Annotated in this window: 23 protein-coding genes and 3 tRNA genes; 13 read left to right on the top strand and 13 right to left on the bottom strand. The window is 67.6% G+C overall.

Translation table 11 applies throughout. The features are described from left to right. Positions 1 to 1,089, top strand: coding sequence for a serine hydrolase domain-containing protein (locus Asi02nite_RS21310; RefSeq protein ID WP_203715562.1), 1,089 nt, complete (start codon positions 1 to 3; stop codon positions 1,087 to 1,089). On the opposite strand, the gene Asi02nite_RS21305 is transcribed toward Asi02nite_RS21310, so the two are convergent. Continuing rightward, positions 1,080 to 2,276, bottom strand: a complete 1,197-nt coding sequence (locus tag Asi02nite_RS21305) for a cryptochrome/photolyase family protein (RefSeq protein ID WP_203715560.1) — start codon at positions 2,274 to 2,276, stop codon at positions 1,080 to 1,082. The two genes, Asi02nite_RS21310 and Asi02nite_RS21305, sit on opposite strands and share 10 nt — an antisense overlap. Further along, a complete protein-coding gene (locus tag Asi02nite_RS21300) occupies positions 2,276 to 3,211 on the bottom strand; it encodes a phytoene/squalene synthase family protein (protein WP_203715558.1) in 936 nt (311 codons plus the stop codon). The genes Asi02nite_RS21305 and Asi02nite_RS21300 overlap by 1 nt, the downstream gene beginning before the upstream one ends. A gap of 68 nt (positions 3,212 to 3,279) precedes the next feature. Between Asi02nite_RS21300 and Asi02nite_RS21295 the strand changes: the two genes are divergently transcribed. The 8 genes from Asi02nite_RS21295 (at position 3,280) to Asi02nite_RS21260 (ending at position 8,811) form a co-directional block, all read left to right on the top strand. Continuing rightward, positions 3,280 to 4,395: a polyprenyl synthetase family protein gene (locus Asi02nite_RS21295; RefSeq protein WP_203715556.1), complete on the top strand. Its 1,116-nt coding sequence runs from the start codon at positions 3,280 to 3,282 to the stop codon at positions 4,393 to 4,395. A 22-nt stretch (positions 4,396 to 4,417) separates the two neighbouring features. Further along, positions 4,418 to 5,896 carry a phytoene desaturase family protein gene (crtI, locus tag Asi02nite_RS21290; protein WP_203715625.1) on the top strand — a complete coding sequence of 493 codons (1,479 nt, stop codon included), beginning with the start codon at positions 4,418 to 4,420 and terminating at the stop codon, positions 5,894 to 5,896. Continuing rightward, positions 5,893 to 6,510 (top strand): isopentenyl-diphosphate Delta-isomerase, encoded by a 618-nt coding sequence (idi, locus tag Asi02nite_RS21285; RefSeq protein WP_203715554.1) that lies wholly within the window; start codon positions 5,893 to 5,895, stop codon positions 6,508 to 6,510. Before crtI ends, idi begins: the two co-directional genes overlap by 4 nt. After that, positions 6,500 to 7,411, top strand: a complete 912-nt coding sequence (locus Asi02nite_RS21280; protein WP_203715552.1) for a MerR family transcriptional regulator — start codon at positions 6,500 to 6,502, stop codon at positions 7,409 to 7,411. The genes idi and Asi02nite_RS21280 overlap by 11 nt, the downstream gene beginning before the upstream one ends. Before the next feature lie 155 nt (positions 7,412 to 7,566). Then, positions 7,567 to 8,388 (top strand): polysaccharide deacetylase family protein, encoded by an 822-nt coding sequence (locus Asi02nite_RS21275; protein ID WP_203715550.1) that lies wholly within the window; start codon positions 7,567 to 7,569, stop codon positions 8,386 to 8,388. A 153-nt stretch (positions 8,389 to 8,541) separates the two neighbouring features. Further along, positions 8,542 to 8,614 (top strand) — tRNA-Glu (locus tag Asi02nite_RS21270). Positions 8,615 to 8,650: 36 nt separating this feature from the next. Beyond that, positions 8,651 to 8,724 (top strand) — tRNA-Asp (locus tag Asi02nite_RS21265). Between the two features lie 13 nt (positions 8,725 to 8,737). After that, positions 8,738 to 8,811: transfer RNA gene (locus Asi02nite_RS21260), tRNA-Phe, on the top strand. Positions 8,812 to 8,939: 128 nt separating this feature from the next. On the opposite strand, the gene Asi02nite_RS21255 is transcribed toward Asi02nite_RS21260, so the two are convergent. The 5 genes from Asi02nite_RS21255 to Asi02nite_RS21235 form a co-directional block, all read right to left on the bottom strand. Continuing rightward, a complete protein-coding gene (locus Asi02nite_RS21255) occupies positions 8,940 to 10,232 on the bottom strand; it encodes a tyrosine-type recombinase/integrase (RefSeq protein WP_203715541.1) in 1,293 nt (430 codons plus the stop codon). Between the two features lie 569 nt (positions 10,233 to 10,801). After that, a complete protein-coding gene (locus Asi02nite_RS21250; protein ID WP_239126883.1) occupies positions 10,802 to 12,493 on the bottom strand; it encodes an FtsK/SpoIIIE domain-containing protein in 1,692 nt (563 codons plus the stop codon). Between the two features lie 59 nt (positions 12,494 to 12,552). After that, positions 12,553 to 12,864 (bottom strand): hypothetical protein, encoded by a 312-nt coding sequence (locus tag Asi02nite_RS21245; RefSeq protein ID WP_203715537.1) that lies wholly within the window; start codon positions 12,862 to 12,864, stop codon positions 12,553 to 12,555. Next, positions 12,861 to 13,538 carry a DUF2637 domain-containing protein gene (locus Asi02nite_RS21240; RefSeq protein ID WP_203715535.1) on the bottom strand — a complete coding sequence of 226 codons (678 nt, stop codon included), beginning with the start codon at positions 13,536 to 13,538 and terminating at the stop codon, positions 12,861 to 12,863. The genes Asi02nite_RS21245 and Asi02nite_RS21240 overlap by 4 nt, the downstream gene beginning before the upstream one ends. A 1-nt stretch (position 13,539) precedes the next feature. Continuing rightward, the gene (locus tag Asi02nite_RS21235) at positions 13,540 to 13,734 is read right to left on the bottom strand and encodes a hypothetical protein (protein ID WP_203715534.1); all 195 of its coding nucleotides are present in this window, start codon (positions 13,732 to 13,734) and stop codon (positions 13,540 to 13,542) included. Between the two features lie 366 nt (positions 13,735 to 14,100). On the opposite strand from Asi02nite_RS21235, the gene Asi02nite_RS21230 reads away from it, so the two are divergent. From Asi02nite_RS21230 to Asi02nite_RS21220, 3 genes are read left to right on the top strand one after another with little or no spacing between them, the layout of a single operon-like run. Then, positions 14,101 to 14,844, top strand: a complete 744-nt coding sequence (locus tag Asi02nite_RS21230) for a helix-turn-helix transcriptional regulator (protein WP_203715532.1) — start codon at positions 14,101 to 14,103, stop codon at positions 14,842 to 14,844. 1 nt (position 14,845) lies between these two features. Beyond that, positions 14,846 to 15,322, top strand: coding sequence for an NUDIX domain-containing protein (locus Asi02nite_RS21225; RefSeq protein WP_203715530.1), 477 nt, complete (start codon positions 14,846 to 14,848; stop codon positions 15,320 to 15,322). After that, positions 15,315 to 15,779: a hypothetical protein gene (locus Asi02nite_RS21220; RefSeq protein WP_203715528.1), complete on the top strand. Its 465-nt coding sequence runs from the start codon at positions 15,315 to 15,317 to the stop codon at positions 15,777 to 15,779. Before Asi02nite_RS21225 ends, Asi02nite_RS21220 begins: the two co-directional genes overlap by 8 nt. Before the next feature lie 2 nt (positions 15,780 to 15,781). On the opposite strand, the gene Asi02nite_RS21215 is transcribed toward Asi02nite_RS21220, so the two are convergent. Together Asi02nite_RS21215 and Asi02nite_RS21210 are read right to left on the bottom strand one after the other, a co-directional pair. Beyond that, a complete protein-coding gene (locus Asi02nite_RS21215; protein WP_203715526.1) occupies positions 15,782 to 16,330 on the bottom strand; it encodes an HD domain-containing protein in 549 nt (182 codons plus the stop codon). Positions 16,331 to 16,376: 46 nt separating this feature from the next. Continuing rightward, entirely contained in the window at positions 16,377 to 16,625 is a 249-nt protein-coding gene (locus Asi02nite_RS21210; protein ID WP_203715519.1) for a hypothetical protein, read from the bottom strand. A 106-nt stretch (positions 16,626 to 16,731) separates the two neighbouring features. Here Asi02nite_RS21210 and Asi02nite_RS21205 point away from each other — a divergent pair, with 106 nt between their 5' ends. Beyond that, positions 16,732 to 17,472, top strand: coding sequence for an XRE family transcriptional regulator (locus tag Asi02nite_RS21205; protein ID WP_203715517.1), 741 nt, complete (start codon positions 16,732 to 16,734; stop codon positions 17,470 to 17,472). Between the two features lie 32 nt (positions 17,473 to 17,504). Here the strand turns inward: Asi02nite_RS21205 and Asi02nite_RS21200 are convergent, their stop codons facing one another. The 4 genes from Asi02nite_RS21200 to Asi02nite_RS21185 all read right to left on the bottom strand — a co-directional run bounded on the left by Asi02nite_RS21200 (position 17,505) and on the right by Asi02nite_RS21185 (position 22,372). After that, positions 17,505 to 17,789 (bottom strand): hypothetical protein, encoded by a 285-nt coding sequence (locus Asi02nite_RS21200; protein ID WP_203715515.1) that lies wholly within the window; start codon positions 17,787 to 17,789, stop codon positions 17,505 to 17,507. 518 nt (positions 17,790 to 18,307) lie between these two features. Then, positions 18,308 to 18,913 (bottom strand): hypothetical protein, encoded by a 606-nt coding sequence (locus tag Asi02nite_RS21195; protein WP_203715513.1) that lies wholly within the window; start codon positions 18,911 to 18,913, stop codon positions 18,308 to 18,310. 245 nt (positions 18,914 to 19,158) lie between these two features. Then, complete coding sequence (locus Asi02nite_RS21190; protein ID WP_203715511.1) at positions 19,159 to 20,634, bottom strand: OLD family protein; 1,476 nt, start codon at positions 20,632 to 20,634, stop codon at positions 19,159 to 19,161. 211 nt (positions 20,635 to 20,845) lie between these two features. Next, positions 20,846 to 22,372 carry a serine/threonine-protein kinase gene (locus Asi02nite_RS21185; RefSeq protein WP_203715509.1) on the bottom strand — a complete coding sequence of 509 codons (1,527 nt, stop codon included), beginning with the start codon at positions 22,370 to 22,372 and terminating at the stop codon, positions 20,846 to 20,848. Positions 22,373 to 22,661: the final 289 nt, after the last annotated feature.

Below are 22,661 nucleotides of genomic sequence, written 5' to 3'. Positions count from 1 at the left end.
ATGTCGCACGTGACCGGCCACACCGACCCGGCGTTCGCCTCCGTACGCGCGGTGTTCGACGGGTTCTTCCGCGACGGCCGCGAAACCGGCGCGGGCGTCGCGGTCGTGCACCGCGGCCGGCTGGTGGTCGACCTCGTCGGCGGGTCGCGGGCCGACGACCGTCCGTGGACCCGGGACACCGTGGTCGCCGTCTACTCGGTGAGCAAGCCGTTCGCCGCCGCCTGCCTGCTGATCCTCGTGGACCGCGGCCGGGCCGGCCTCGACGACCCGGTGCACCGGCACTGGCCGGAGTTCGCCGACGACGGCACCACCGTGCGGCACGTGCTGGCGCACACCGCCGGCCGTCCCGCCTTCCCGACGCCCCGACCGGCCGAGGCCTGGGCCGACTGGGCGACGCTCGCCGCCGACCTCGCCGCCGCGCCGCCGTTGTGGGAGCCGGGCAGCACCGCCGCGGAGCACGCCCTCTCCTACGGCCACCTGATCGGTGAGCTGGTACGCAGGATCGACGGCCGGCCGATCGGACGCTTCCTGACGGAGGAGATCGCGACGCCCTGGGGTCTCGACCTGGCCTTCGGCGCGGGTGGCCGCACCGACGTCGCCGACCTGACCTTCGGCGACCCGCGATGGCCGGTGACCACGGTCGGCGACCCGGGCTCGCTGCGCCACCGCGGCCTGACCAACCCGGCGGGTTGCCGCGACCTGACCGTGCTCAACGGTCCACTGTGGCGGGAGACCGACGTCCCGGCCGTCAACCTGCACGCGACCGCCACCGCGGTCGCCCGCTTCTACCAGGGCATGCTGGCCGGCGGCAGGCTCGACGGCGTGCGGATCCTGAGTGAGGCCACCGCCGCCGAGATGGTCGCGGTGCAGCATGACGGACCGGATCTGCTGCTCGACCGGCCGGTCCGGTGGTCGCTCGGCTTCCAGATCGAGGACGACGGCAGCTTCGGCATGGGCGGCATCGGCGGCAGTTGCGGCTACGCGTTGCCTCGCGCCGACCTGGCGATCGGCTTCGCCACCCGGCACCTCGCCGACTTCGACCGGATCGAGGAGCTGGACGACGCCGTCATGGCCGCCGTTCAGGAATAGCGCTCCACGTAGGACCCCGACGGGTCGTACCGCTCGCGCTGCCGTTCCGGGTTGAAGCGCCGGTAGGGCCGGGTGTCGTTGCCGGTCCCGGCCGTCCACTGCCAGTTGCCGGAGTTGTTCGGCACGTCGCCGTCGAGCAGCCAGTGGTAGAACTCGCCAAGCCCGAGGCGCCAGTCGACGCCGAGATCCTTGGTCAGATAGGACGCGGTGACGAGCCGCGCCCTGTTGTGCATCCAGCCTTCCCGGCGGAGCTGGTGCATCCCGGCGTCCACGATGGGCACACCGGTGCGGCCCTCGCGCCAGCGGTCGAACGCCGCGCCGTCGGACTTCCAGCCCTCGGTCGCACCGCGCCGATAGGCCTTCGTCGAAATCTCCGGGAACGCGTACGCCACCTGGTAGTAGAAGTCGCGCCAGCAGAGCTGACGGACGAACGGGTCGCTGCCGGGCTTGCGCAGCGCGGCGTGCGCCACCTCCAATGGGGACAGACACCCGAATCGCAGGTACGGGCTGAGCCGTGAGGTGCGGTCGCCGGCCAGGTCGTTGTGCCCGTCCTCGTAGGTCTCGACGTTGCCCAACCAGCCGCGCAACCGCTGCCGGGCCACGGTCTCCCCGCCCCGGGCGGCGTCCGGCGACTCACCGGCGGGCTCGGCCGCCAGCCGGCCGACCTCCACCCCCGGCGGCAACGGCACCTTCTTCGGCAGGCTCGCCTCCGCGCGCCACTTCGCCGCCGTCCACGCCCGGTGATAGGGCGAGAAGACCCGGTAGTGGTCGCCGCCGCCCGGCTTCAGCAGGCCGGGATCCACAATGGTCAACCCGGGGAAGAACCGCACCGACAACCGGTGCCGCTCACCCTCGGCGGTCAGCCGGCGCTCCCGCCGCCGCGCGTAGTTGCTGACGTCCGCGGCAGCGGCCACCCCCTCGGCACCGACCTCGCCGGCCAGCCGGATGGTCTCCGCGACCGGGTCACCCGACCGCACGACCAGGTCGCTGCCCCGCCCGCGGAGCACCTCGCGCAGGTCGGCGACGCTCTGGTGGAGGAACCGGTCGCGGTTGGGCGAGCGTCCGGCGAGCGCCGGGTCGAACACGAACAGCGGCACGACCTGCTCGGCGGTGGCGCACGCCGTCGCCAGCGCCGGGTTGTCGTGCACCCGCAGGTCGCGGGTGAACAGCACGATCGCGGTGCGCATCAGGCGACCCCCGCCCGGGAGACCGTCCGCAGGTTGGTCGGCGGCACGGCGATCGGGGCGTCGGCTCCGGCCAGCAGCGCGCGGGCGGCGACGGCGGCCCGCCGCCGGTTGGGCACCGTCGCGCGGCGGACGAACACGTCGTAGTCGGCGGCCACCACCTCGTCGAGGATGCCGCCGTAAAGCGTGTACGCGGCCCGGATGCAGGACCGCGATCCGGGGGCGAGCAGCGCTATGCCCGGCGCCGCGGCGGCGTAGTGCAGGCGCGCGCGCTCCACCTCGTACGCGATGAGGTTCTTGATCTGCGGTGTGGCGGCCCGACTCGTGACCGCGTCGGCCAGGTCGCTGCGCGTGATGCCGAACTTGTCGAGGTCCTCGTCGGGCAGGTAGGTGCGGCCGAGGTGCAGGTCCTCGCCGACGTCCCGGATGAAGTTGGTGAGCTGGAAGGCCAGGCCGAGTTGGCGGGCGGGGCCGCGCGCGGCGCCCGGGTCGGAACTGCCCAGGATCGGCAGCATCATCGTGCCGATCACCGCCGCCGAGCCCTCCATGTAGTCGAGCACGTCCTCGTAGGTCGCGTAGCTGGTGACCGTCAGGTCCATCGCCATGCTGCGCAGGAAGCTGGCGAAGTCGTCCCGGTCGAGGTCGAAGACGGCGATGGTGTGCAGCACGGCCGGCAGCAGCGGGTCGTCGACCGGCGCGCCGTGCAGGCCGGCGACGAAGCGCTCCGACCAACGCCCCAACCACCGGGCCCGCTCGGCCGGCGGCAGGTCGTCGGTGCGGTCCACGATCTCGTCCGCGTAGCGGGTGAAGCCGTAGAGCGCGTGGACGTGTCGTCGTTTCCACGCGGGCAGCAGCCGGGTCGCGAGATAGTAGGTGCGGCCGTGCCGTTTGTGCAGCTCACGGCAGCGCTCATAGGACGCGGCCAGCGAGTCGTCCATCAGGGCCTCCCGCAGGAAATCGACTCAGCAATCGACGCAACTCGTAAGTCTAGGGTACGCTCGGCGCCGTGGCCAACGACACGCTCGCCGGGGAGACCCGCGGCGTCCTGAGCCCGCCGCCCCAGCGCTCGACAGCGCCGGCCGACGGGTGGCTCCGAGCCGCCATCGACACGACCCTCGCCGACTTCCTCCAGCACGAGTGCACCTCTCTCGCCTCCGTCGACACCGCGCTGCACCCGTTCGCCGCGCTGGCCCGCGACAGTGTGCTGGCCGGCGGTAAACGACTGCGCCCGACGTTCGCGTACTGGGGGTGGCGGGGTGCCGTCGGACCGGCCTTCGCCCCTGAGCCGCTGCTACCCGGTTTCGCGGCTCTCGAACTACTGCATGCGTTCGCCTTGATCCACGACGACGTGATGGACGGCTCCGCGACCCGGCGCGGCCGGCCCACCGCACACGAGGCCTTCGCGGCCCAGCACCTGCGGGCCGGGCGGATCGGTCCGGCGGACCGGTTCGGGGCCGCGGGTGCCGTGCTGGTCGGTGACCTCTGTCTGGTGTGGGCCGACCGGTTGCTGGCCCGGGCCGCGGTGCCGCCGGCGGCCCTGCTCGCCGCCCGCGGCTGCTACGACGAGATGCGGATCGAGGCGATCGCCGGGCAGTTCCTCGACGTGCTGGGCGACACCGAGCCCGACCGCTGGTCGGTCGACCGCGCGCTGCGGGTGGCCCGGCTCAAGACCGCCGCCTACACGGTCACCCGCCCGCTGCTGTTCGGTGCGGCGCTGGCGACGCAGGGCGCCCCGGTCACCGACGCCTACCAGACCTACGGCACGGCGGTCGGCGAGGCGTTCCAACTCCGCGACGACCTGCTCGGCGTGTTCGGCGACCCCGCGGTGACCGGCAAGCCGGCCGGCGACGACCTGCGCACCGGCAAGCCCACGGCCCTGCTGCTGCTCGCCCGGCGGCTGGCCACCCCGGCACAGGCGGCCCAACTGGCCCGACCGGTCCCAGCCGATGTCAGCAGCCTCGCGGAGATCGTCGCCGACACTGGCGCGATGGCCGCCGTCGAAGTCATGATCGAGAATCGGGTCGACACGGCGCTCACCGCGCTCGATCGCGCCCCGATCGATCCCGACACCGACGCCGCGCTGCGCGAACTCGCGGTGGCGGCCACCCGGCGGCGATCGTGACCGTTAACTTCTGGAGGTGCACGTGCGAACCGTGACCGGGCCGACCGACCACGTCGTCGTGGTCGGCGCCGGCCTGGGCGGCCTGGCCGCCGCCCTCCACCTGGCCGGCGCTGGCCGGCGCGTCACGATCCTCGAGCGGGAGTCGGTCCCCGGCGGCCGGGCCGGCCGCCTCAGCGTGGGTGGCTACGAGTTCGACACCGGGCCCACCGTGCTCACCATGCCCGACCTGATCGCCGAGGCGCTGGCCGCGGTTGGCGAGGAGTTGGGCGACTGGCTCGAACTCCTCCCGCTCGACCCCGCCTACCGCGCGCACTACCCCGACGGCTCGACGCTCGACGTCATCACCGACACCACCCGGATGGCGGCCGAGATCTCCCGGGTCTGCGGCGCCCGCGAGGCCGACGGCTACCTGCGTTTCGTCGACTTCACCCGCAAGCTGTGGCACCTCGAGCGCGACGACTTCATCGCCCGCAACTTCGACGCGCCGACCGACCTGCTCACCGGCAACCTGCTGCGGCTGCTCGCGGCCGGCGCCTTCCGTCGCCTGCAGACCAAGGTCGACCAGTTCTTCCGCGATCCCCGTACCCGCCGGATCTTCTCCTTCCAGGCCATGTACGCGGGCCTCGCGCCGCACGACGCCCTCGCCATCTACGCCGTCATCGCGTACCTCGACTCGGTGGCCGGGGTGTTCTATCCCCGCGGCGGCGTCCACGCCGTGCCGCGGGCGCTGGCCGGCGCGGCCGAGAAGCACGGCGTGCAGATCAGGTACGACTGCGCGGTGACCCGGGTCGAGACCGCCGGTGGCCGCGCCGTCGCCGTGCACACCGCCACCGGCGAGCGGATCCCGGCCGACGTCGTCGTGCTCAACCCGGACCTGCCGGTCGCGGCCACGACGCTGCTGGGCGAGCCGCGGCGCCGGCTGCGCTACTCACCCTCCGCGGTGGTGCTGCACGTCGGTTCGACCCAGGGGTACGAGCGGATCGCCCACCACAACATCCACTTCGGGCGGACCTGGCGGCGCACGTTCGCCGAGATCATCGACCGGGGCGAGCTGATGTCCGACCCGTCGCTGCTGGTCACCAACCCGAGCCGCACCGAGCCGACGGTGGCGCCGGCGGGCCGGCACGGCTACTACGTGCTCGCGCCGGTGCCCAACCTCGACCGGGCGCCCCTCGACTGGCGCGGCCCGCTGGGCCAGCGCTACGCCGACGAGCTGATGGCCACGCTGGAGCGCCGCGGCTACGCCGGGTTCGCGGCCGGCGTCGAGGTGCTCCGGGTCGTCACGCCCGCCGACTGGGCCGCGTCCGGCATGGCCGCCGGCACGCCGTTCGCGGCGGCGCACAGCCTGTTCCAGACCGGGCCCTTCCGCCCGGGCAACCTGCACAGCTCCCTGTCCAACGTGGTTTTCACCGGCTCCGGCACCCAGCCGGGCGTCGGTGTGCCGATGGTGCTCATCTCCGGCAAGCTCGCGGCTGGCCGGATCGTCGGAGGACTGACATGACCGACTCTCGCGAACGACACCTCGTCGAGCTCGTCGACGACGACGGCCTGCCGATCGGCAGCGAGACCGTCGAGGTGGCCCACCAGCGCCCCGGGCGGCTGCACCGGGCGTTCTCGGTGGTGCTGATGGACCCGGCGGGCCGGGTGCTGCTGCAGCGCCGGGCCGCCGTGAAGACCCGGTTCCCCCTGCGCTGGGCCAACACGTGCTGCGGCCACCCCGCGCCGGGCGAGGAGCTGGCGGTCTCCGCCAACCGTCGCCTCAAGGAAGAGCTCGGTGCCTCGCCGGTGGCCCTCGCGGAGCTGGGCGTCTACGTCTACTACGCCGAGGACCCGGCCACGGGCCGGGTCGAGTGGGAGTACGACCACGTGCTGCTCGGCCGGGTCAGCGGCGACGAGCCCCTGCTCCCCGACCCCGACGAGGTGGCCGAGCTGGCCTGGGTGGACCCGGCGGTGCTGCCGCGGGCCATCCGCACCGACCCCACGCTCTACTCCCCGTGGCTCGCGGGGGTGCTCAACCAGGTCACCACGGCCCCGGCGCCGGCACCGGCTTCGGCCCCGGTCACGGCGGCGGCGGACGCGGAGGGCGACGCGGCGGAGCGGTCGGGTGGCCGATGAGGCGCTGAGCGCCGGGGCTGTCGCGCGTCGCCTCGGTGTCGCCGTCACCACGCTGCGCACCTGGCACCAGCGCTACGGGCTGGGGCCGAGTAGTCATGTGCCGGGTCAGCACCGGCGCTACACCGCGGAGGACCTGTCCCGGCTCGAGGTGATGCGCCGGCTGACCGCCGAGGGCATCGCACCCGCCGAGGCGGCCCGCTGGGCGCGGTACGCGCCTGACGTGCCGCCGCCCGCTTCCACGCCGCGGGAGCAGCCCGCCCGCGCGGGCGGTGGTTTCGCGATCCCGGTCGGCCGCGCCGGCCCGACGGCGCGCGGCCTGGCCCGGGCGGCGATCCGCCTGGACGTGGGCGCGATGCGCGAGATCATGGCGCGCGCGGTGGCCGAGCAGGGCGTCGTGTCCACCTGGGACCTGGTGGTCCGGCCCGTGCTGGCCGGCATCGGCGAGCGGCACATGGCGACGAAGCGGCTGATCGAGGTCGAGCACCTGTTCTCGCGTACGGCGACCGAGGTGCTGGCCGCCGTGCCCCGACCGCGGGCCGGCGCACCGGCGCGGATCCTGCTCGCCTGCACCGACGAGGAGCAGCACAGCCTGCCGCTGGAGGCCATGGCGGCGGCGCTCGCGGCCGACGGGCTGGCCAGCCGGCTGCTGGGCCCCCGCGTGCCACCGACGGCGCTGACGGACACGGTCGAGCGCACCGGCCCGGCGGTGGTGATGCTCTGGTCGCACGCACCCGAGACGGCGCACGTCGCGCAGCTCGTGGCGCTGCAGGAGGCCCCACGCCGCCCGGTGCTGATCCTCGCCGCCGGCCCGGGATGGGCAGCCGAGGCCCTGCCCGCGGGAGTGGTCGCCCCCTCGAGCCTGGCCGAGGCACTCGAACTCACCCGGACGTGGGCGCGTTAGCGCGTTTCTCCTGGCGCGAACCGCCGCGTTGGAGTGGGTCGTCGATTCAGGGAGTCGAATCCCCGCGCGGTGTCCGCTAGCGTGTGTGCGGTCCTCGCCGGCACGCCGCCGGCGCCCCTAGGGAGCTCGCCCCGCTCCCGTCCCGGGAGTCGACGATGACGAGACGCGTCGCGGTCGCCGCCGCGCTGGTCGTCCTCACGCTGCTGGTGGGCTCGCGCTGGGTGACCAATCGCTCGGCGGTGCTGGCCAACCAGCGGTCCACGGTGCCGACCGCGCCGGCGACCGGCGTGGCCCAGCCACCGCCCGCGCCCGAGGTCACGCCGTCCAGCACACCGGTCCCGACCCATGTCGCGGCGCCGAAGCCCAAGCCCAAGCGGGCCGGCAGCGGGCCGTTCGGCAGCCTGCGTACGACCGGCCGCAAGCAGGTCGCGCTGACGTTCGACGACGGCCCACACCCCGTCTGGACGCCGCAGGTGCTCGACCGGCTCAAAACCGCCAACGTCAAGGCCACCTTCTGCGTGGTCGGCTCCCAGGTCAGGAAGCATCCCGAGCTGGTGCGACGGATCGTCCGCGAGGGACACACGCTGTGCAACCACAGCTGGAACCACGAGCTCGACCTCGGCACGAAGTCCGTCAAGGAGATCAAGGCCAACCTCGAGCTGACCAACAACGAGATCCGCAAGGCGGTGCCGAACGCGAAGATCGCGTACTTCCGGCACCCGGGCGGCAAGTGGACCGCCAACGCGGTCTCGGTCGCCCGGTCGCTCGGCATGCAGCCGCTCGACTGGGACGTCGACCCCCGCGACTGGGAGATCAAGGACGCGAAGGTGATCGGCTCGCGGGTGATCGGCGGGGCGCGATCCGGTTCGATCATCCTCATGCACGACGGCGGGGGCGACCGGAAGGGCACCCTCAGCGCTTGCCCAAACGTGATCAAAAACCTGAAAACCCGCTTCGGCATCGCCCCGCTCCGCTGAGCCCGTGGGATTTGGGCCGTTTTGCGGTACTGCTGATACCGGTTTGGAGGGGGAGTCGGGGATCGCGTATGCTTTCGAAGCCTCCGGCGGGGCCGGATGGGAGCACTGCCGCAGATTCGCGCCTGGATCCTCGTGTGCGATGATTGCGGGGCCGCCCTCATCGTCTAGCGGCCCAGGACGCCGCCCTTTCAAGGCGGTAGCACGGGTTCGAATCCCGTTGGGGGCACGGCACCACCCGGCTTCGGCCGGTTTGCACGAGCAAGGTCCTGTGGAGCAGTTGGAGTGCTCGCCGCCCTGTCAAGGCGGAGGTCGCGGGTTCAAGTCCCGTCAGGACCGCGTTACGCACCACGGCCAGGTAGCTCAGTTGGTACGAGCGTCCGACTGAAAATCGGAAGGTCGGCGGTTCGACCCCGCCCCTGGCCACATAGCCTTTCGCCGGGCTACAGCAGCGCTCACCAGCGGAAACGCGCGGTGGGCGTTTTGCTTTCTGTGGCTCGGGTCACGATCTAAAGATCATTTAGGGCTGGATTGTCAGGGCGTTGTTAGGGACGTCAGGCGGTTCGGCCGCGGGCCACGTAGCCGCGGGTCTTCTCAGCAAGATCCATTGCGGCCTGCTCCTGGAGCGAGCCGTAGATGTCGCTCGTGATCGCGATGGACTTGTGGCCGAGGGTCTTGCTCACGACCGCGATGTCCGTGCCCATGGAGATTAGCCACGCGGCGCGGAAATGGCGGAGCGCGTGTAGCTTGGCGGCCGGGATGTTGGCCCTTCGCAGTAGTCGCGAGACGACCTTGGTGATGTAGTCGGGGTGGTACGGCGTGCCGTCTTCCTTCGTGAAGATGTAGCCCGCGTCGTGGTAGTCGGCGCCCCACGCGAGGCGCTCCTTGGCCTGTTTCGCCCGCCAGGCGGAGAGGTCTTTGCGCGCGTCGGCGTCGAGGTAGACGACCCGGTCCTGACCCGCCTCCGTCTTGGCCTCACGCTCGACGACCCGGTAGCCGACGCTGACCCTCTGCCGCCGGACCACCAGACGACCCGTCTTGAGGCTGACGTCATCCCACTTGAGCCCGGCGAGTTCGCCTCGGCGCAGACCGGAGTAGCCGGCGACGACCACGAGCGGGAACAGCCGCTCGTTGACGATCCGGTCCAGGAGAGCCGCGTACTGCTCTGGCTCCGGTGGCGTGACCTTGTGCCGGTCGACGCGCGGCAGCTCGGCATCCATCGCGACGTTGCGCGGGATGAGCCCCGACTTGACTGCGCTCTTGAGCGAGCCCGACAGACAAGCGTGGATGCGGGCGACGCTGGCAGACGAGATCGGTCGCGGGACCGCGACCCGCTTCGGTGCGACCATGCGGATCTTGCCGGCCGCTGTCCGCTTCGCGTTGATCCGCTCGGCCTCCTCTCTGTGGATCTTGTTCTTGGCCTCGGCCGCCGCGATCTCTTCGCGCCGCTCGCGCTGGATCTCGGCGTACGCGCGGGTGATGTCCAGCCCGCGCAGCTCGGCGAGCTTGCGATGGCCGAGCTTCGGGACGAGATGGTTCTTGATGTTGTCCGCGTAGCCGCGCGCCGTGGTGTCCTCAATCTCGTCGCGCTTGATCTTGCCGGCGAGCCATTCGGGCAACCACTCCCCGAGCGTCTTCTTGGTGTCGCTCGGAAGCGTGCCGGTCGCGTGCTGGCGGACTGTTTCGGCGCGGGCTTCGGCCGCGTCTTTGACGCTCTTATAGCCGTCCTTGCCGAACTGGCGACGTTTGCCGTTGGCGCCCGCCGATGCCTCGAAGCGCCAGGAGAACGTGTGCGTCCGGCAGCGTTCGCCCCTGGGCGGGCACGTTTCGGTGCAGCGCTGGTACACCCCCTTGTGGCGGGGCGCTGGTCTGTACCACGTCTTTGCCAAGGTCAGTTACTCCTTTCGATGTGTGAGGTGTACCCACACCGTACGCTCTGGTGTGGGTACACCTCAACCTTCTGATCAGGCATCGGACGCCGATCTCTTGAGCTGCATGGACTCGGAGATGTCAGGCGAATGTCAGGCGGCCGGTTGCTCCGGGATGCCGAGCGCCCGCATGATCGAAGCGCGCGTTACGCGTAGCCGGCCGCCCCAACTCCAGTACGGGAACGGGAAACTGGCGTGTTCGCGCGAGTGCGTAGGACGCATCGCGCCCGAGTCCCCAGCATCGGCCCGCTGTCGGAACGTCAACTGTGGCCCTGAAGCTCCGAATCTCTTCCGTGCTCGGCACGTCAACGACGCGCCTTTCTTGTTGCCTCCCCTCGTCTCTCGTGTCGGTGTTGGCAGTGATCGTGGCTCACCTCCTTCCGTCGGTGTCGTCGGTTTGTGCGTCTCGTTGTCCGTCCGGTCGTCCGTCCGCGCGCTGATCTGCGCAGACGCGCGCGAGCGGACGGACGTCCGTGCGGACGATCGTGTCAGGCGCGCCAGCGGCCGCGGGCAACCTGCCGGGCACGGCCCGCGGCCGCGTGGACCTGGAGCCGGTCGTAGACCCAGGTGCGCCGCATCCCAGTGATGCTCATGAGTTCTGGCACGGAAAGGCCGTCATCCGGCCCCTGGTCTAGTGCCATCAGCAGCGTCCGGTCTGGGTCCTCCATCGAACGCGGGTCGATGATCTCGCTCGGCTCGATCGGTGTCGCCGTGTGGTCGATCGCCGCTTGGGAGAGCGGATCGAGGTCGGGCCTTGTGTTGGCGTAGCGCGCGGCGGTGGCGCTGACGTGGTCGTCGGTGACCAGGTAGGCGCGGGCACGACGCGGCTGAGTGTGGCCGTCGGCAAGAAGGTAGAACTTGCCAGGAGCGTCGAGTGTGTGGGCGTGCCAGCCAGCGGCCAACAAGCCCTTGTCCAGGATGAGATCGACGTCCCGGCGTTCGCGGACGCGCAGGCAGACGCGGACGCTCATCTGTGAGCGCAGCGCCCCGCCTCCCATGGCCTTCTGTGTTGGGCGCTGGGTGGCGGCAAGCAGGTCGACGGCTACGGCACGTCCGCGTCGGGCGATGGACTCGGCGTGCGCGACGGCCTCCGGGGCGGTATCGGCAAGCTCGGCGTACTCGTCGATCACGATCACGAGCGCTGGTGCGGTCGCGGTCGGTTGCCACACTCGGCAGTTGTCTCGGCTGGACGCGTGGGCACGTGCTTCGAGCACAGCGACGGCATCGGCCAGGAGGCGAGTCGCCTCGGCTGGAGTGGTCGCCAGCCGGGCAAGGCACGGCGCCCACGGACGCAGTTCCATGCCGCCCTTGAGGTCGATGCCCCAGAGCACTACGTCGGAGCACGCGGCCAGGTTGCCGAGAATGACGTTCAGTACGCCGCTCTTGCCGGAGTCCGTCGTGCCGCCGATCAGCGCGTGACGCCGTTGAAGCGGGACGCGGACAATGGTCGCGTCTTCGAAGACGCCGAGCTCGATCGGGTCGGCGAGGGATCGGGCGGTTGGGCCGGGCCATGGGATGGCGCCGGCGTGCGGATCGGCAGCGAGCACGCGCATCATGAACCGGCCAGCGTGTGCCGGGTCCTGCTCGACGCGGACCGCACCGGGTCGGGTGCCGAGGGCGGACTCAATGGCGGGAACGTGCGCGATGACATCCGCGACCGTCTGACCGGGTCGCAGCGACATGCGGGCGCGCCAGCCCCACGTGTCGACCACGGCCGAACGGATGCGCGAGCCGGTAAGGCCGATCGCCTCAGCGATGTCGGGCCAGGCGCGGATGACTCGGTCCACCTTCACGCGGGCGCGCCGGCGCCGGTGGGTCCACCAGGGCACGGCGAGCACGATGGTGCCGAGGACGAGGACCATGAAGAGCGGCCCGCGACCCGGCCCGTACGCAGTCGCGGCGCTGAGCCAGGCGCCCGCGACGGCACTTGCGGTGGCCGCATAGATGCGTTCCTCGGTGCGTTTGATGCCCCACGGCAGTCCGCGCAGACCGGCAGCGAGCGACGCCGTGACGGTTGCCAGCGAGACCCACGGCCAGGCGTCGGCGTGCGAGTGGTGCAACCAGACTGAAGCGATTCCGAGCATCAGCGCGGTTGTCAGCGGCGCGAGTTCAGAGCGGTAGCGGAACAAGCCGCGCCCGAGTGCGGCAACCGCGATTAGGAGGATCGGCTCGTGCGGCACGAGAAGAAGCGGCTGCGGGTTGCGGCGGCTCCACCGGCGGTGCCGCCGTCCGTATGCCCTCATCGACCGATACCCGCGTCGGGCGCCCACGGCTGGTGCTCGGCGACCTGGTCGCGAAGGTAGGCGAGCGGGTCGTGTTCGCCGTCCGTGTCGGCCGCGAGGGTGGCGCGTGCCGCCGCGAGCAGGTTGGCGAAGTCCCACCGGGTGCGGGACAGGAGCGATGCGAGCCGGTCGATCTCGGCCAGCATGATCGGGATGTCAGCGACGGCGGTCCAAAGGTCGGTCGGCGTCAGGCGGTTCTGTGCGGCGCGCAAGTGGGCAGTGATGGCGTCCGGGTCGACGGTCGGGCGTGGCACGTACGGCGTGGTCATCGGTTGGTCTGAGCCTCCTTCCGGTCGGTGGTTTCTGCGGCGAGACGCCGACGGATCTCAGTCGCTTTCGGGCCGGCGATGTGGAGCGTCGAGCGCAGCGCGTCTCGGGTGATCGGGCGACCGTCATGGGTCGCGCGGTACCGAACGTCGGCCTCCCGCGCGGCCTTAATGAGTACGTCGTCGGTCCGCGGCTTGCGCCGGTCCGGTCGCCTGCGGGGACGGGACTCGGTCCGGGACTCGGGACGGTCCCGTCCGCCCTGCGCGGCGCGTACCGCTCGCAGAGCGTGCAGGTGGGCAGTCAGACCGAGGACCGCGGCAGGAACGGCGCCTACGAGGACGACGATCGGCCACGAGATCGTCAGCAGTCCCGCGGCAACCAGGTGGTATCCGGCGTTGCCGACGATGCTCGTGCTGATGGCGCCGATGGCGTTGGCACGGGCGAAGCGCTGCGCCCGTCCGACGTTCGACGGCCCAGCGAGCCAGACGCGCGCCGACGTCATGGCGTAGGCGTCGATGGTGATCGGCAACAGCCAGGCGAGCCGGTCGGGCCAGCCGGCGACCTCGGCCAGCCCACGCAACCCAGCGAAGCTCGCGATGGCGGCAGACGCGGCGGCGATGGCCATACCGGCCATCACCCAGCCGTCGCGCTGCGCGGTGTCGACGTGGCGCCCCACGTCAGAGGTCCAGCCCCGCGATGAACCGGGCCACGGACCGCAGGCCGTTCCCGATCTCGGGTCCGATCGAGGACGACGCGAGGTAGTACCCGAACGCGGCGCAGATCGCGGCCTGCCAGAGCGGGAGCCGGGCGTACCGCCAAAGCAGATAGACGAACACGCCGAGCAGGAACACAGCGGATACGGCGATGGTCACCGCGTGCCGCCGTGCGATTCGCGGCGGTTGGACCGGCGGCGCCGTACTCGGCTGGCGGGGTCAAGGTCGGTGTTGCTCAGGCGTGGTCGGTGTCGCCGGTTCCAGCGCTGACGGGCAACGCACTTGCGGCACAGGGTCGGGTGCTCCGCATCGAGTTGGGCACCGCAGGGACAGATCGGTTCCGCGGCCTGGCTGTCTGGTGTGATCGTTGATCCCCTCCTCTCGGGTGGTGCCGAATGCGTTTGGCGCATCGGCTGCCATCGAGAGTGCGGCGAATCGACGGGACGTAATCAGGTCGTGGCTGGACGTGTCAGAGATGTCTCGCCTAGGGTGGTGCGGTCGCAAGACGTCTTGACTGGGGAGACGATGGCGAACGATCGACTACGCACCGCGATGCTCGAACGTGGCGTCACGCCCTTCGATCTGTCGACCACGTTGAACGTCGATCCGAAGAGCGTCGAGCGGTGGATCAACGGCCGCACGCCGTATCGACGGCATCGGTACGCGGTCGCGGCACATCTCGGGGTGGACGAGGCGTATCTATGGCCCGACGCCCTGACTCGCGACCAGGTCGCGAACGCCAGCGAAAGCGAGATCATCAACATCTTCCCGCACCGCTGGACGGTGCCAACGGACCTCTGGCGGAACTTCTTCGACACCGCTGAGGACGAGATCGGCGTTCTCGTGTTCAGCGGCTTGTTCATCCCCGAGGATGCGGGCATCCTGCGCGTGTTCCGCAGGAAAGCCGACGACGGTGCGCGCGTGCGCATCCTGCTCGGCGACCCCGCCAGCGATGTCGTTGCGCAGCGTGGCCTGGACGAAGAGGTCGACGACCTCCAGGCGGCACGGATCAGGAACGCGATCGCCCTCTACCGTCCGCTACGTGATGTCGAGGGGATCGAGTTCCGCTTGCACCGCACCGTCCTCTACAACTCGATCTACCGCGCGGACAACCAGTTGCTCGTGAACTCGCACATCTACGCGCTACCCGCGTCGAGCGCGCCAGTGATGCAGCTCCGCGCAGTCGCAGGCGGCAGCGTGGTAAGCACGTACATGGAGAGCTTCGAGCGCGTCTGGATGGGCGCCAAGCCGCTGGAATGGGACAGCTAGCGTGGCCAGGCGGATCGACTTCTATGACGATCCCGAGGCACCGGCAGCGAACAGCCTCGTACCGTCCGCGAACGTCGTAGTCGTGAACGAAGCAGGCGACTTGCTGCTCATTCGCCGGTCGGACAACGAGAACTGGGCACTGCCTGGCGGAGCGATGGACCTAGGCGAGTCGCTCCCGGACACGGCAGTGCGCGAAACGTTGGAGGAAACCGGCGTGCACGTCGAGATCACCGGCATCGTCGGCATCTACACAGACCCGAAGCACGTCCTGCTCTACACGAGCAACGGCGAAGTCCGGCAAGAGTGCTCGATAGTGTTCGCAGCCCGGTCGACCGGCGGTAGTCCGACGCCGAGTGCCGAGTCGGCAGAAGTCCGATGGACGACCCCGGGCGATGCCGCGTCACTACCGATGGATCGCTCCATGCGGATGAGAATCAACCAGTTCCTCAACTCGCCTGATGTGATCCACATTGGATAGCGACGCGATCGGTGCCGCCGCGGATGTCTTCTCCGCTATCGGCACCGTCGGTGCTCTGCTCCTCGGACTCTCCTTGCTGCGCCGCGAGTTGCGGCGTGAAGCCTCTCGCGTCGAGGACGAGCGCCGGGGCCAGGCCGAACGGATCAGCGCGTGGGTAGAGGCCGTGCGGACGGTGGACGGTAAGCGCGAGCTCGCGTTCCACATCCACAACGCGAGCGCCATGCCCATCTACGACGTCGAGTTGCCGTTGCCCGCCCACGAGGGTGAGGAGCACGGTTCGGAGTTCGTTGGTCTGGCGCCACCGGGGCAGACCGTCACGCGCCCCGCACCACACGAATGGCTGCGCTCCTACGTCGAGCCCGAGCCCGTGCAGATCGAGTTTCAGGACAGCGCCGGCCGCCGCTGGACCCGAGACGAGCAGGGCACGTTGAAGCGTGCCGACGATGACCGCGATTGACCCTACGCGGCGCTGAACAGCGCTCGTATCGCGTGGACTGAGCCAATGATCCTCGGACTCGCCTCACGGATCGACTCCGCGACGACATCGCCGCTGCCATACCGCGAAAGGATCTCCGCAAGGCGCTGGTCAACGTCGACCGGACCGCCATCCGGACTCGTGGTCATGTCCGCGTAGGTGAGCGCGTCGGCAACCAGTCCGTCGACTTCGGGAAACTCGGCGAGGAGCTGCTCGGCCAGGTCCCGGTTACGCGCCTCGATAGCGGCGCAGGAGTGGTGTGCAACGAGGCGACACACAAGGCTGTCGACTTGGGCAACGTCGCGCAGATACCGCGCACCGTCGAGCTGATGCAGTCCGGTGCGCACCAAGTCTGGCGCATAGCCCACGTCATGGAGCCAGGCTGCGCGCACCAGAGCTTCGGCCTGATCGCCAACCAGATGAGCGACGGCTTCGGCCCTACGCCCCACGCCCTGACTGTGCGACCAGCGACGCGGCAGCGACTCGGCCAGCAGAAGGCGCGCAAGGTCCCGCGCACGTTCAGCCGCCTCCACGTGGACAGGCTAGCGAACGCGCTCGGCGCGCGGGTGTCTGCTGGATCTACCTGTCGGCCTCCTCGGCAAGGGTGATACCGCGCTCCGCGGCCCGGGACAGAACGAGCGCGAGCCGATCGGCCGTAGCTGGCCCGATGTCACCGAGACGAACGACTGCTAAACCGTGCCGGCCGACGGTGTCGTGGAGCGTGCTGAACTCCTGACCAACATCGAAGCCCACATCCTCGAGCGCCAACGCGAGCCGGTCGGCCGACACCTGCGCGCCAGCCGCCGTCCCGCGATCGCCGCTCGCCATCGTGTGCTCCTGTCGTCTCGAATCAGCCCCGAGTCTTCACTTTTCGTAGCGGACGGTGAACCACACGGTAGGGACGTCTTGGGACTTCTTCGATACGATGGGCTCTGTGAACGGTCCGCTTGCACGCGCACTGCGCAGCGCCGGCCTCGACGCCATCGACGCCGCCGCACGACTCGGCGTTGATCCGAAGACCGTGCAGCGGTGGATGACAGGCCGAATGCCGTATCCGAGACGCCGTGATGCGCTCGCGAGGCTAACCGGATGGGCATCACACGACCTCTGGCCGGACCTGCCCCCAGCAAAACAACCCGCCAGAATCGCCGACGAAGTCCTGATCATCTATCCGCATCGGTCGGCCGTACCGACTGACACTTGGGCACGTCTCGTCAGCAGCGCCAAACGGGAGATCGACGTGCTGGCGTACAGTGCCCTATTTCTGGCCGAGGACGCGTCGATCCCCCACATACTCCGCCAGAAGGCGCGCACGGGAGTGCGTGTGCGGATCGCGCTCGGACAACCTGATGGTCAAAACGTCGTGCGCCGAGGGAACGAAGAAGGTATTGGCGATGGCATGAGCGCCCGGATCCGGACAGCTCTGGTCGGCTTTCGACCGCTGATCGACGAGCCCGGTGCATGGATCCGGTTCCATGACACGGTCCTCTACAACTCAATCTTCCGGGCGGACGAAGAACTGCTCGTCAATACTCACGTCTACGGCCGCCCGGGCGCGCACGCGCCGGTCCTACACCTGAAGGCACTCCGGATGGACGGCATAGTTGCGTCCTACTTGGACTCGTTCGAGCGCGTATGGTCAGCGGCTAGAGCCGCTCCGAGCGTCCCTGACTAAGGCCAACGCGCACCGACACTCGCCTGGTCGAGTCACCGCGAACGGCTTGCGCTTGTTTCCTCATGCAGGTTTATCAACGAGCGGATGGCTTGTTCCACCAAGACAGCCTGGTCGAGAGGGAGCACGTGAGACTCTGCCTCGCCGTCCGCAAGAAAGTCGATCATGATGATCGGTAGCCCGGTTTCCTCCGCGAGGTCAAGCAGAGTCAGGCGGACGTCGACCAGGTCGGTCGCACTGGATGCGTGCGCCGCGTTCGAGCGGTGACCGACGCCATACGGCTCGTAGCTAGCGCACCAGCTTGGGTGGTCCGCTTTCATAACAAACCTCCTCGTCTTTGGTCGGGCTCACGACGGACTACCTCGTCAGGCCCGGAACGGCAGCTTTGTCGGGCGGAACAGTCACGATTCTCGATCCGTACCGTCGGAGCCGCAGCGACACGCACCCGCCCGATGCGCCCAAGCAGCTCGACGGCCAACCGCCGAGATACGCCCGGCCGCCCGGAGGCTCTCTGTCGCGGACGGCCGGGGCCCATCAACGGGATCTCCCCACTTGGGGCGGTGGGGACCCGACTGCCAAAGAGTCGCGAAAGCACGCGTGCTCAGGGACTACAACTCCAGAGACGTCCCGCGACATCTAGTCGTCCCGACGCCGTCATAGTGGTGAACTCACCGTCCAGCGTGCTGGTCGGGTGTTCGCGCAAAGCCCCGACGCGAGTTGGGCGTCGCGCCGACCACGAGGGCTGCGCAACTAGCCTGGGGCCAGCAGTGGTACCAGACGCAGGAACGTTTACCGAACGGTCGACGCAGCCGTACCACCGGCCGCCGTTCTCCGACGGTCAGGAAACAATTGGCTCCAGTTTCGACAGTTCAGATGCGAGCCGCCACGTCGCGGTAACAAAATCCGCTGCCTCATTCTTCGTCGGAGTGACATCTCCGTGCACCACTTGATTGCGCAAATCTGAAAGACGGCGACCCAGCTGGTACAGATCGGAGCTAATCAGCCCCATACCGCTCAGCATCTTGAGCACCATCCGGGCGTTTCTTGCGCTGACCGCCATCCCTGCCGCCTTTATGATGGTGCTATCCGGTGGGGCCAGTTCAGCGATTCGCGCTTCGACGACGTTCCAGGCGCGAACAATGGCGCCTACGGGATGAATCTCGGCCTCGGCCACGAGGTCTGTCAAGGTCGGCCGCGGGGTAAGGGGGGGTCCCTCAATTGGTTCGGGCAACTCATCCGGCGCCTCGGCGGTGATGGCGTCGGCGAGGTCGCTCACAGCTTCGACTTGGTCACCAAAGTCCACCTCAACTCCGACGCCGGCGAACCGGGTCAGGCGGGCGATGAGCCTGCCTATTTCGTTCTTAAGCAAAATTACGGCGACCAAGACAACGATCGGCCAAGCCCATCCCGTTGCGACCGTGACGACACCCTCAACCCAACCCACGGCCCGCGAGTCTATCCCCGTTCGCCGTCCGTAGTGAGGCAGGCTCCGGCGCCCTTACGGCGACTGGAGCGTTTTGTGCTAATTGGCGCGCCCCTTCGAAGGGAAACGCCGGGGTCACTCTAGGCCACGCCGCCCGTCACGTTAGGTCTGTACGCCCCCACGCTCACGATGACCGCGTCCGGCTTAGCACGCGTTGGGAGAGAACCGATATGCCCGAATCTGGGATTGCCCAGATGGCCGCTTGCCTACAGCTCGGGCAGGTCATTACACAGTCGCGCCGCCTGCGCTCGAATCTGCGGGTCACCTAGCCACGCTTTGGCCAAGGTACTGGCCAAATAGTGAGAATCCATCGTCAGCGCCGCAGCCATGCCCACAAATTGATACTGATGTTCGAGGAAAAGGCAATTCTCCAATGCGGCCGCGATTTCGTCTTCCGAACGGCCGAGCAGTGTTGCAATTTCCGCGACATGGCCAGCGACAAACAGCAGCAGCTCACGTTCAGGATCGTGTGAACCGGGCAGAAACGACAAGTTGCCAGTGGGCTCGACGGTAGTCCTCTGGTCTGCATCCAACACCCCAAAAAAGGTGACCCTTTTTGAAGGGGACAGTATTCGACATGCAGCAATAACATTGTCCTTTCCGTGGACCGGAAGGACTTCAACGGTCGACAAGAAGCCGCCGACCTCTGCAAGGATTATCTTTAGTATCACAGCAGCAAAATCATCCTCGACCAAGATGAGGTACTTCAGGGGAGGTGCGATTCGTATCGCAGAATAGACTTGCTCCATCGATTGTGGCGTCACGACCCGAAGCTTTCCCGTCGGTCCCCGCATGCAGATACGGATCTGGGAGGGAATGAAACGCGACAGCACTTCCGACGAGTGCGTTGCAATCAAGAGTTGAAGGTTACGCGAAAGCACCTGTCGCGCAACCTCATCAGCGAACGGACGCTGACCCCTAACGGCAAGAAACGATTCCGGCTCGTCAAGGAGGATCACGCATCCCGGGGAGAGCCTATCGATTTCCCAGAATACTCGGTGAACCCATGTCTCGCCCAGACTCAACGTCTCGCTACCAACGGTCTGAGAGCTGATAACGCCTTCAAAATATGGCCTCGGATAGAAGTCGTCCGCCGCTTCTGGGTCGGTGTCGAGGGGTACGCTGTAAACAGTCGCGGCGTCATAACTACGGCCAAGTATATTTCGCAGAGCCGACAGTTCAGCAGCGGAGTACGCCCTTTTCTCCTCAGTCCTAGGCGGGAGCCTTAGTTCCTGGTAGTAGTAGGCGAAGTCTGCCGCAAGTTGAACCGAACTGACAAACTGAGGCCATACGTCCGAAGCAATAGTGTCGTTCCATATCTCCCAGCGCTCTTCTTCCAGAAGGCCCAGGTCCACAGTTCTTTTCAGAAGCTTGCTGTCCGATCTCACCGTTACTTCTACGATCCCGGTGAGCGGCCTCTCGGCCGGATCAGAATACTTTCGATTTCCGACGAATGGCGGCGCATGGACGGTATAGCCGAAAACAGCCTGGACCAGACGAAGCAGTAGAGTCTTCCCGGTTCCGTGATTGCCCACAAAGACAGTTGCACGCCCAAGGTCGATGACTTGCTCTTCGAAAACCGCAGACTCAACGATGCGGAGTTGGATTATCTCCACTGGCGCAGGTGACGTTGAAAGGCGATTCCAGATCCTCGCGCGTCGGTCGTTGCCATGTGAGTCCACGCGTACATGGTAGAAGCGGACCGATCGACCTCGCAATGGCCTCTATTGGGGGCTCGTGCACACCCGACCAGTGCTTAACCGGCGAGGCAAGTGATGCAGGAGGTCAGCCGCGGCAGGCCTGTCGCCACAACGAATGGCATGCCCATTGCCTGAAGCCGCAATCGATCCCACCGCGGGAAGAACGTCGCGTGGGGCGTGACCAATCAGCAATTCATGCAGGCTTGAGATGGTCCCTTGTTCCTTGGAGAACTTCAGTCAGAATCTCTAACCCAGCCCTGGCCGTGGCGTCACCAAACTGCTCTGCGGCACCGAGTGAAGCCGCGCTACGCAGTCTATATGGCCCATCAACTTTGCCGTAACGCGAAAGCAAGTCCGCCGGGATGCTAACCAATAACCGGCCTGAGCGCACGATCTGAAGTACTGGAACACGGAGGAGCCACAACTGATCTTCGTTTGAAAAAAGCGCATACGCGCCCAACTGAAGAGACTCGTTTCCCTCCGGGGGGTTTCGAGTAATTACGAACAGCGCATTGCTACCGTCGCTGTACCCAAACCCAAATTCACCACTCGGTTCGGAGGCTTGAGGGATCTTCTTGATTTCTGGCCACACGCCCATTTCGGGAAGCGTCATAACTTCGCGAAGGTTTTTACCTCCGTTCGAGCAGTGCACCTCTAACGCGCCACCCAACGGTTGAGCTATTTCGCTAACGGCCGTACCCCAAGCATGAAACCCTCTACTAAGCGCTCCCCTGAACTCGTTGCAGAACTCTCGTCGGTTCGCTTCTATTTCACGGTTCCGGTTGTGCGCCAATGCTTCTGTGGACGCGCCATAGTCGCGCGCAGCCCTTTTAACCACTTCTACCAGGTCTGAGGCGCCGACATCGAGGACCTCTGTTCCTTCTATACGCCCTATCACTGCCCTTAGGTCGGCAATCACAATCTGCCAGTCCTGCAGCCGAGCTCTGGGATCCGGGTTGAGTAGATCGAACTGTAATCCAGACAGTGGGAGGAGTGCTGGATCAGCCAGCTGTTCAATGCGATATCCGGCATCGAGCTGGGTCATACCCGCGCGGGGAGATCGGCCCGTAAGGACAGCGTAGGCAACCTTAGCGAAGGCATAGAAATCGGCGGGGCGCTGATCAACTTCGACATTCACGCCCGACTCGTTCTCTGGTGCAATGTATAGCCGAGATCCTATAGCCTCGGCGGTCTCGGTCAGCCGATCAGCTACATCTTCAGCGCTAAGAACCAGGCCGAAATCGGCGACCAGTACCCTGTTATTGTCGTCCAAGAGCAAATTCGACGGTTTCAAGTCGCGATGGGCGTAGCCATGACTGTGTATCCCGTGCAACGCCTCGGCTATTGACACAAGAATACGAAGCCCAGAGGCAGGATCGCCGAAGAAGCTCTGATTCTTGATCATCTCCTCCAAGGTGCCGTTCGCGTACCATGGAGTTACAAAAAATGGCCGGACAGCCGTCATGTCATGAGCTATCACAGGCGGTACCGCGAGCCCGTTCGCCGAAAGCCTGCCCATGATCGTAATTTCACGCTGAAATCGAACATTGCGAGCAGCGTTCTTCGTGTTCTTTAAGAGTTTAAGCGCATAGTAGCGGCCTTCGCCCTTCGCGTCCCGGCGTACAACCTTGTGAACGTGAGCCTGACCGCCTTCGCGTTGCTGGGGATCGGGTGCGGCCACCCATCCTTCCGGAAGTGCCATATCGAGATACTGGCCCACCGAACGCCAGTTTGTCACCTAGGTTTGTACGGCGGCACGAGCTCCCTTCCCCGCAGCGCCGTCAGACTCGCGTTGTTGTTGGGATTCTCAGTGCCGAGTATTTGATCAAGACCAGGGCTTCGTGTGCAGGGAAGTCGCAGGTGGCGCAGGCTTCGAGGCCGGGGACGCAGGTCGACCCAGGCAAGGTAGGTGCCCGCGAAGGAGCTTGAACAGCCGCGTAACCTGCAAGCGGAGGCAAATCGGAGACCAGCGTGCCAACTTTGTTCGTCCAATGAAGGAGACTGGTACC

Source organism: Asanoa siamensis (genome assembly GCF_016862555.1).
Taxonomy (GTDB): domain Bacteria; phylum Actinomycetota; class Actinomycetes; order Mycobacteriales; family Micromonosporaceae; genus Asanoa; species Asanoa siamensis.
The sequence above is the reverse complement of the archived record's forward strand: the minus strand, read 5'-3'. Positions and strand labels throughout refer to the sequence as shown.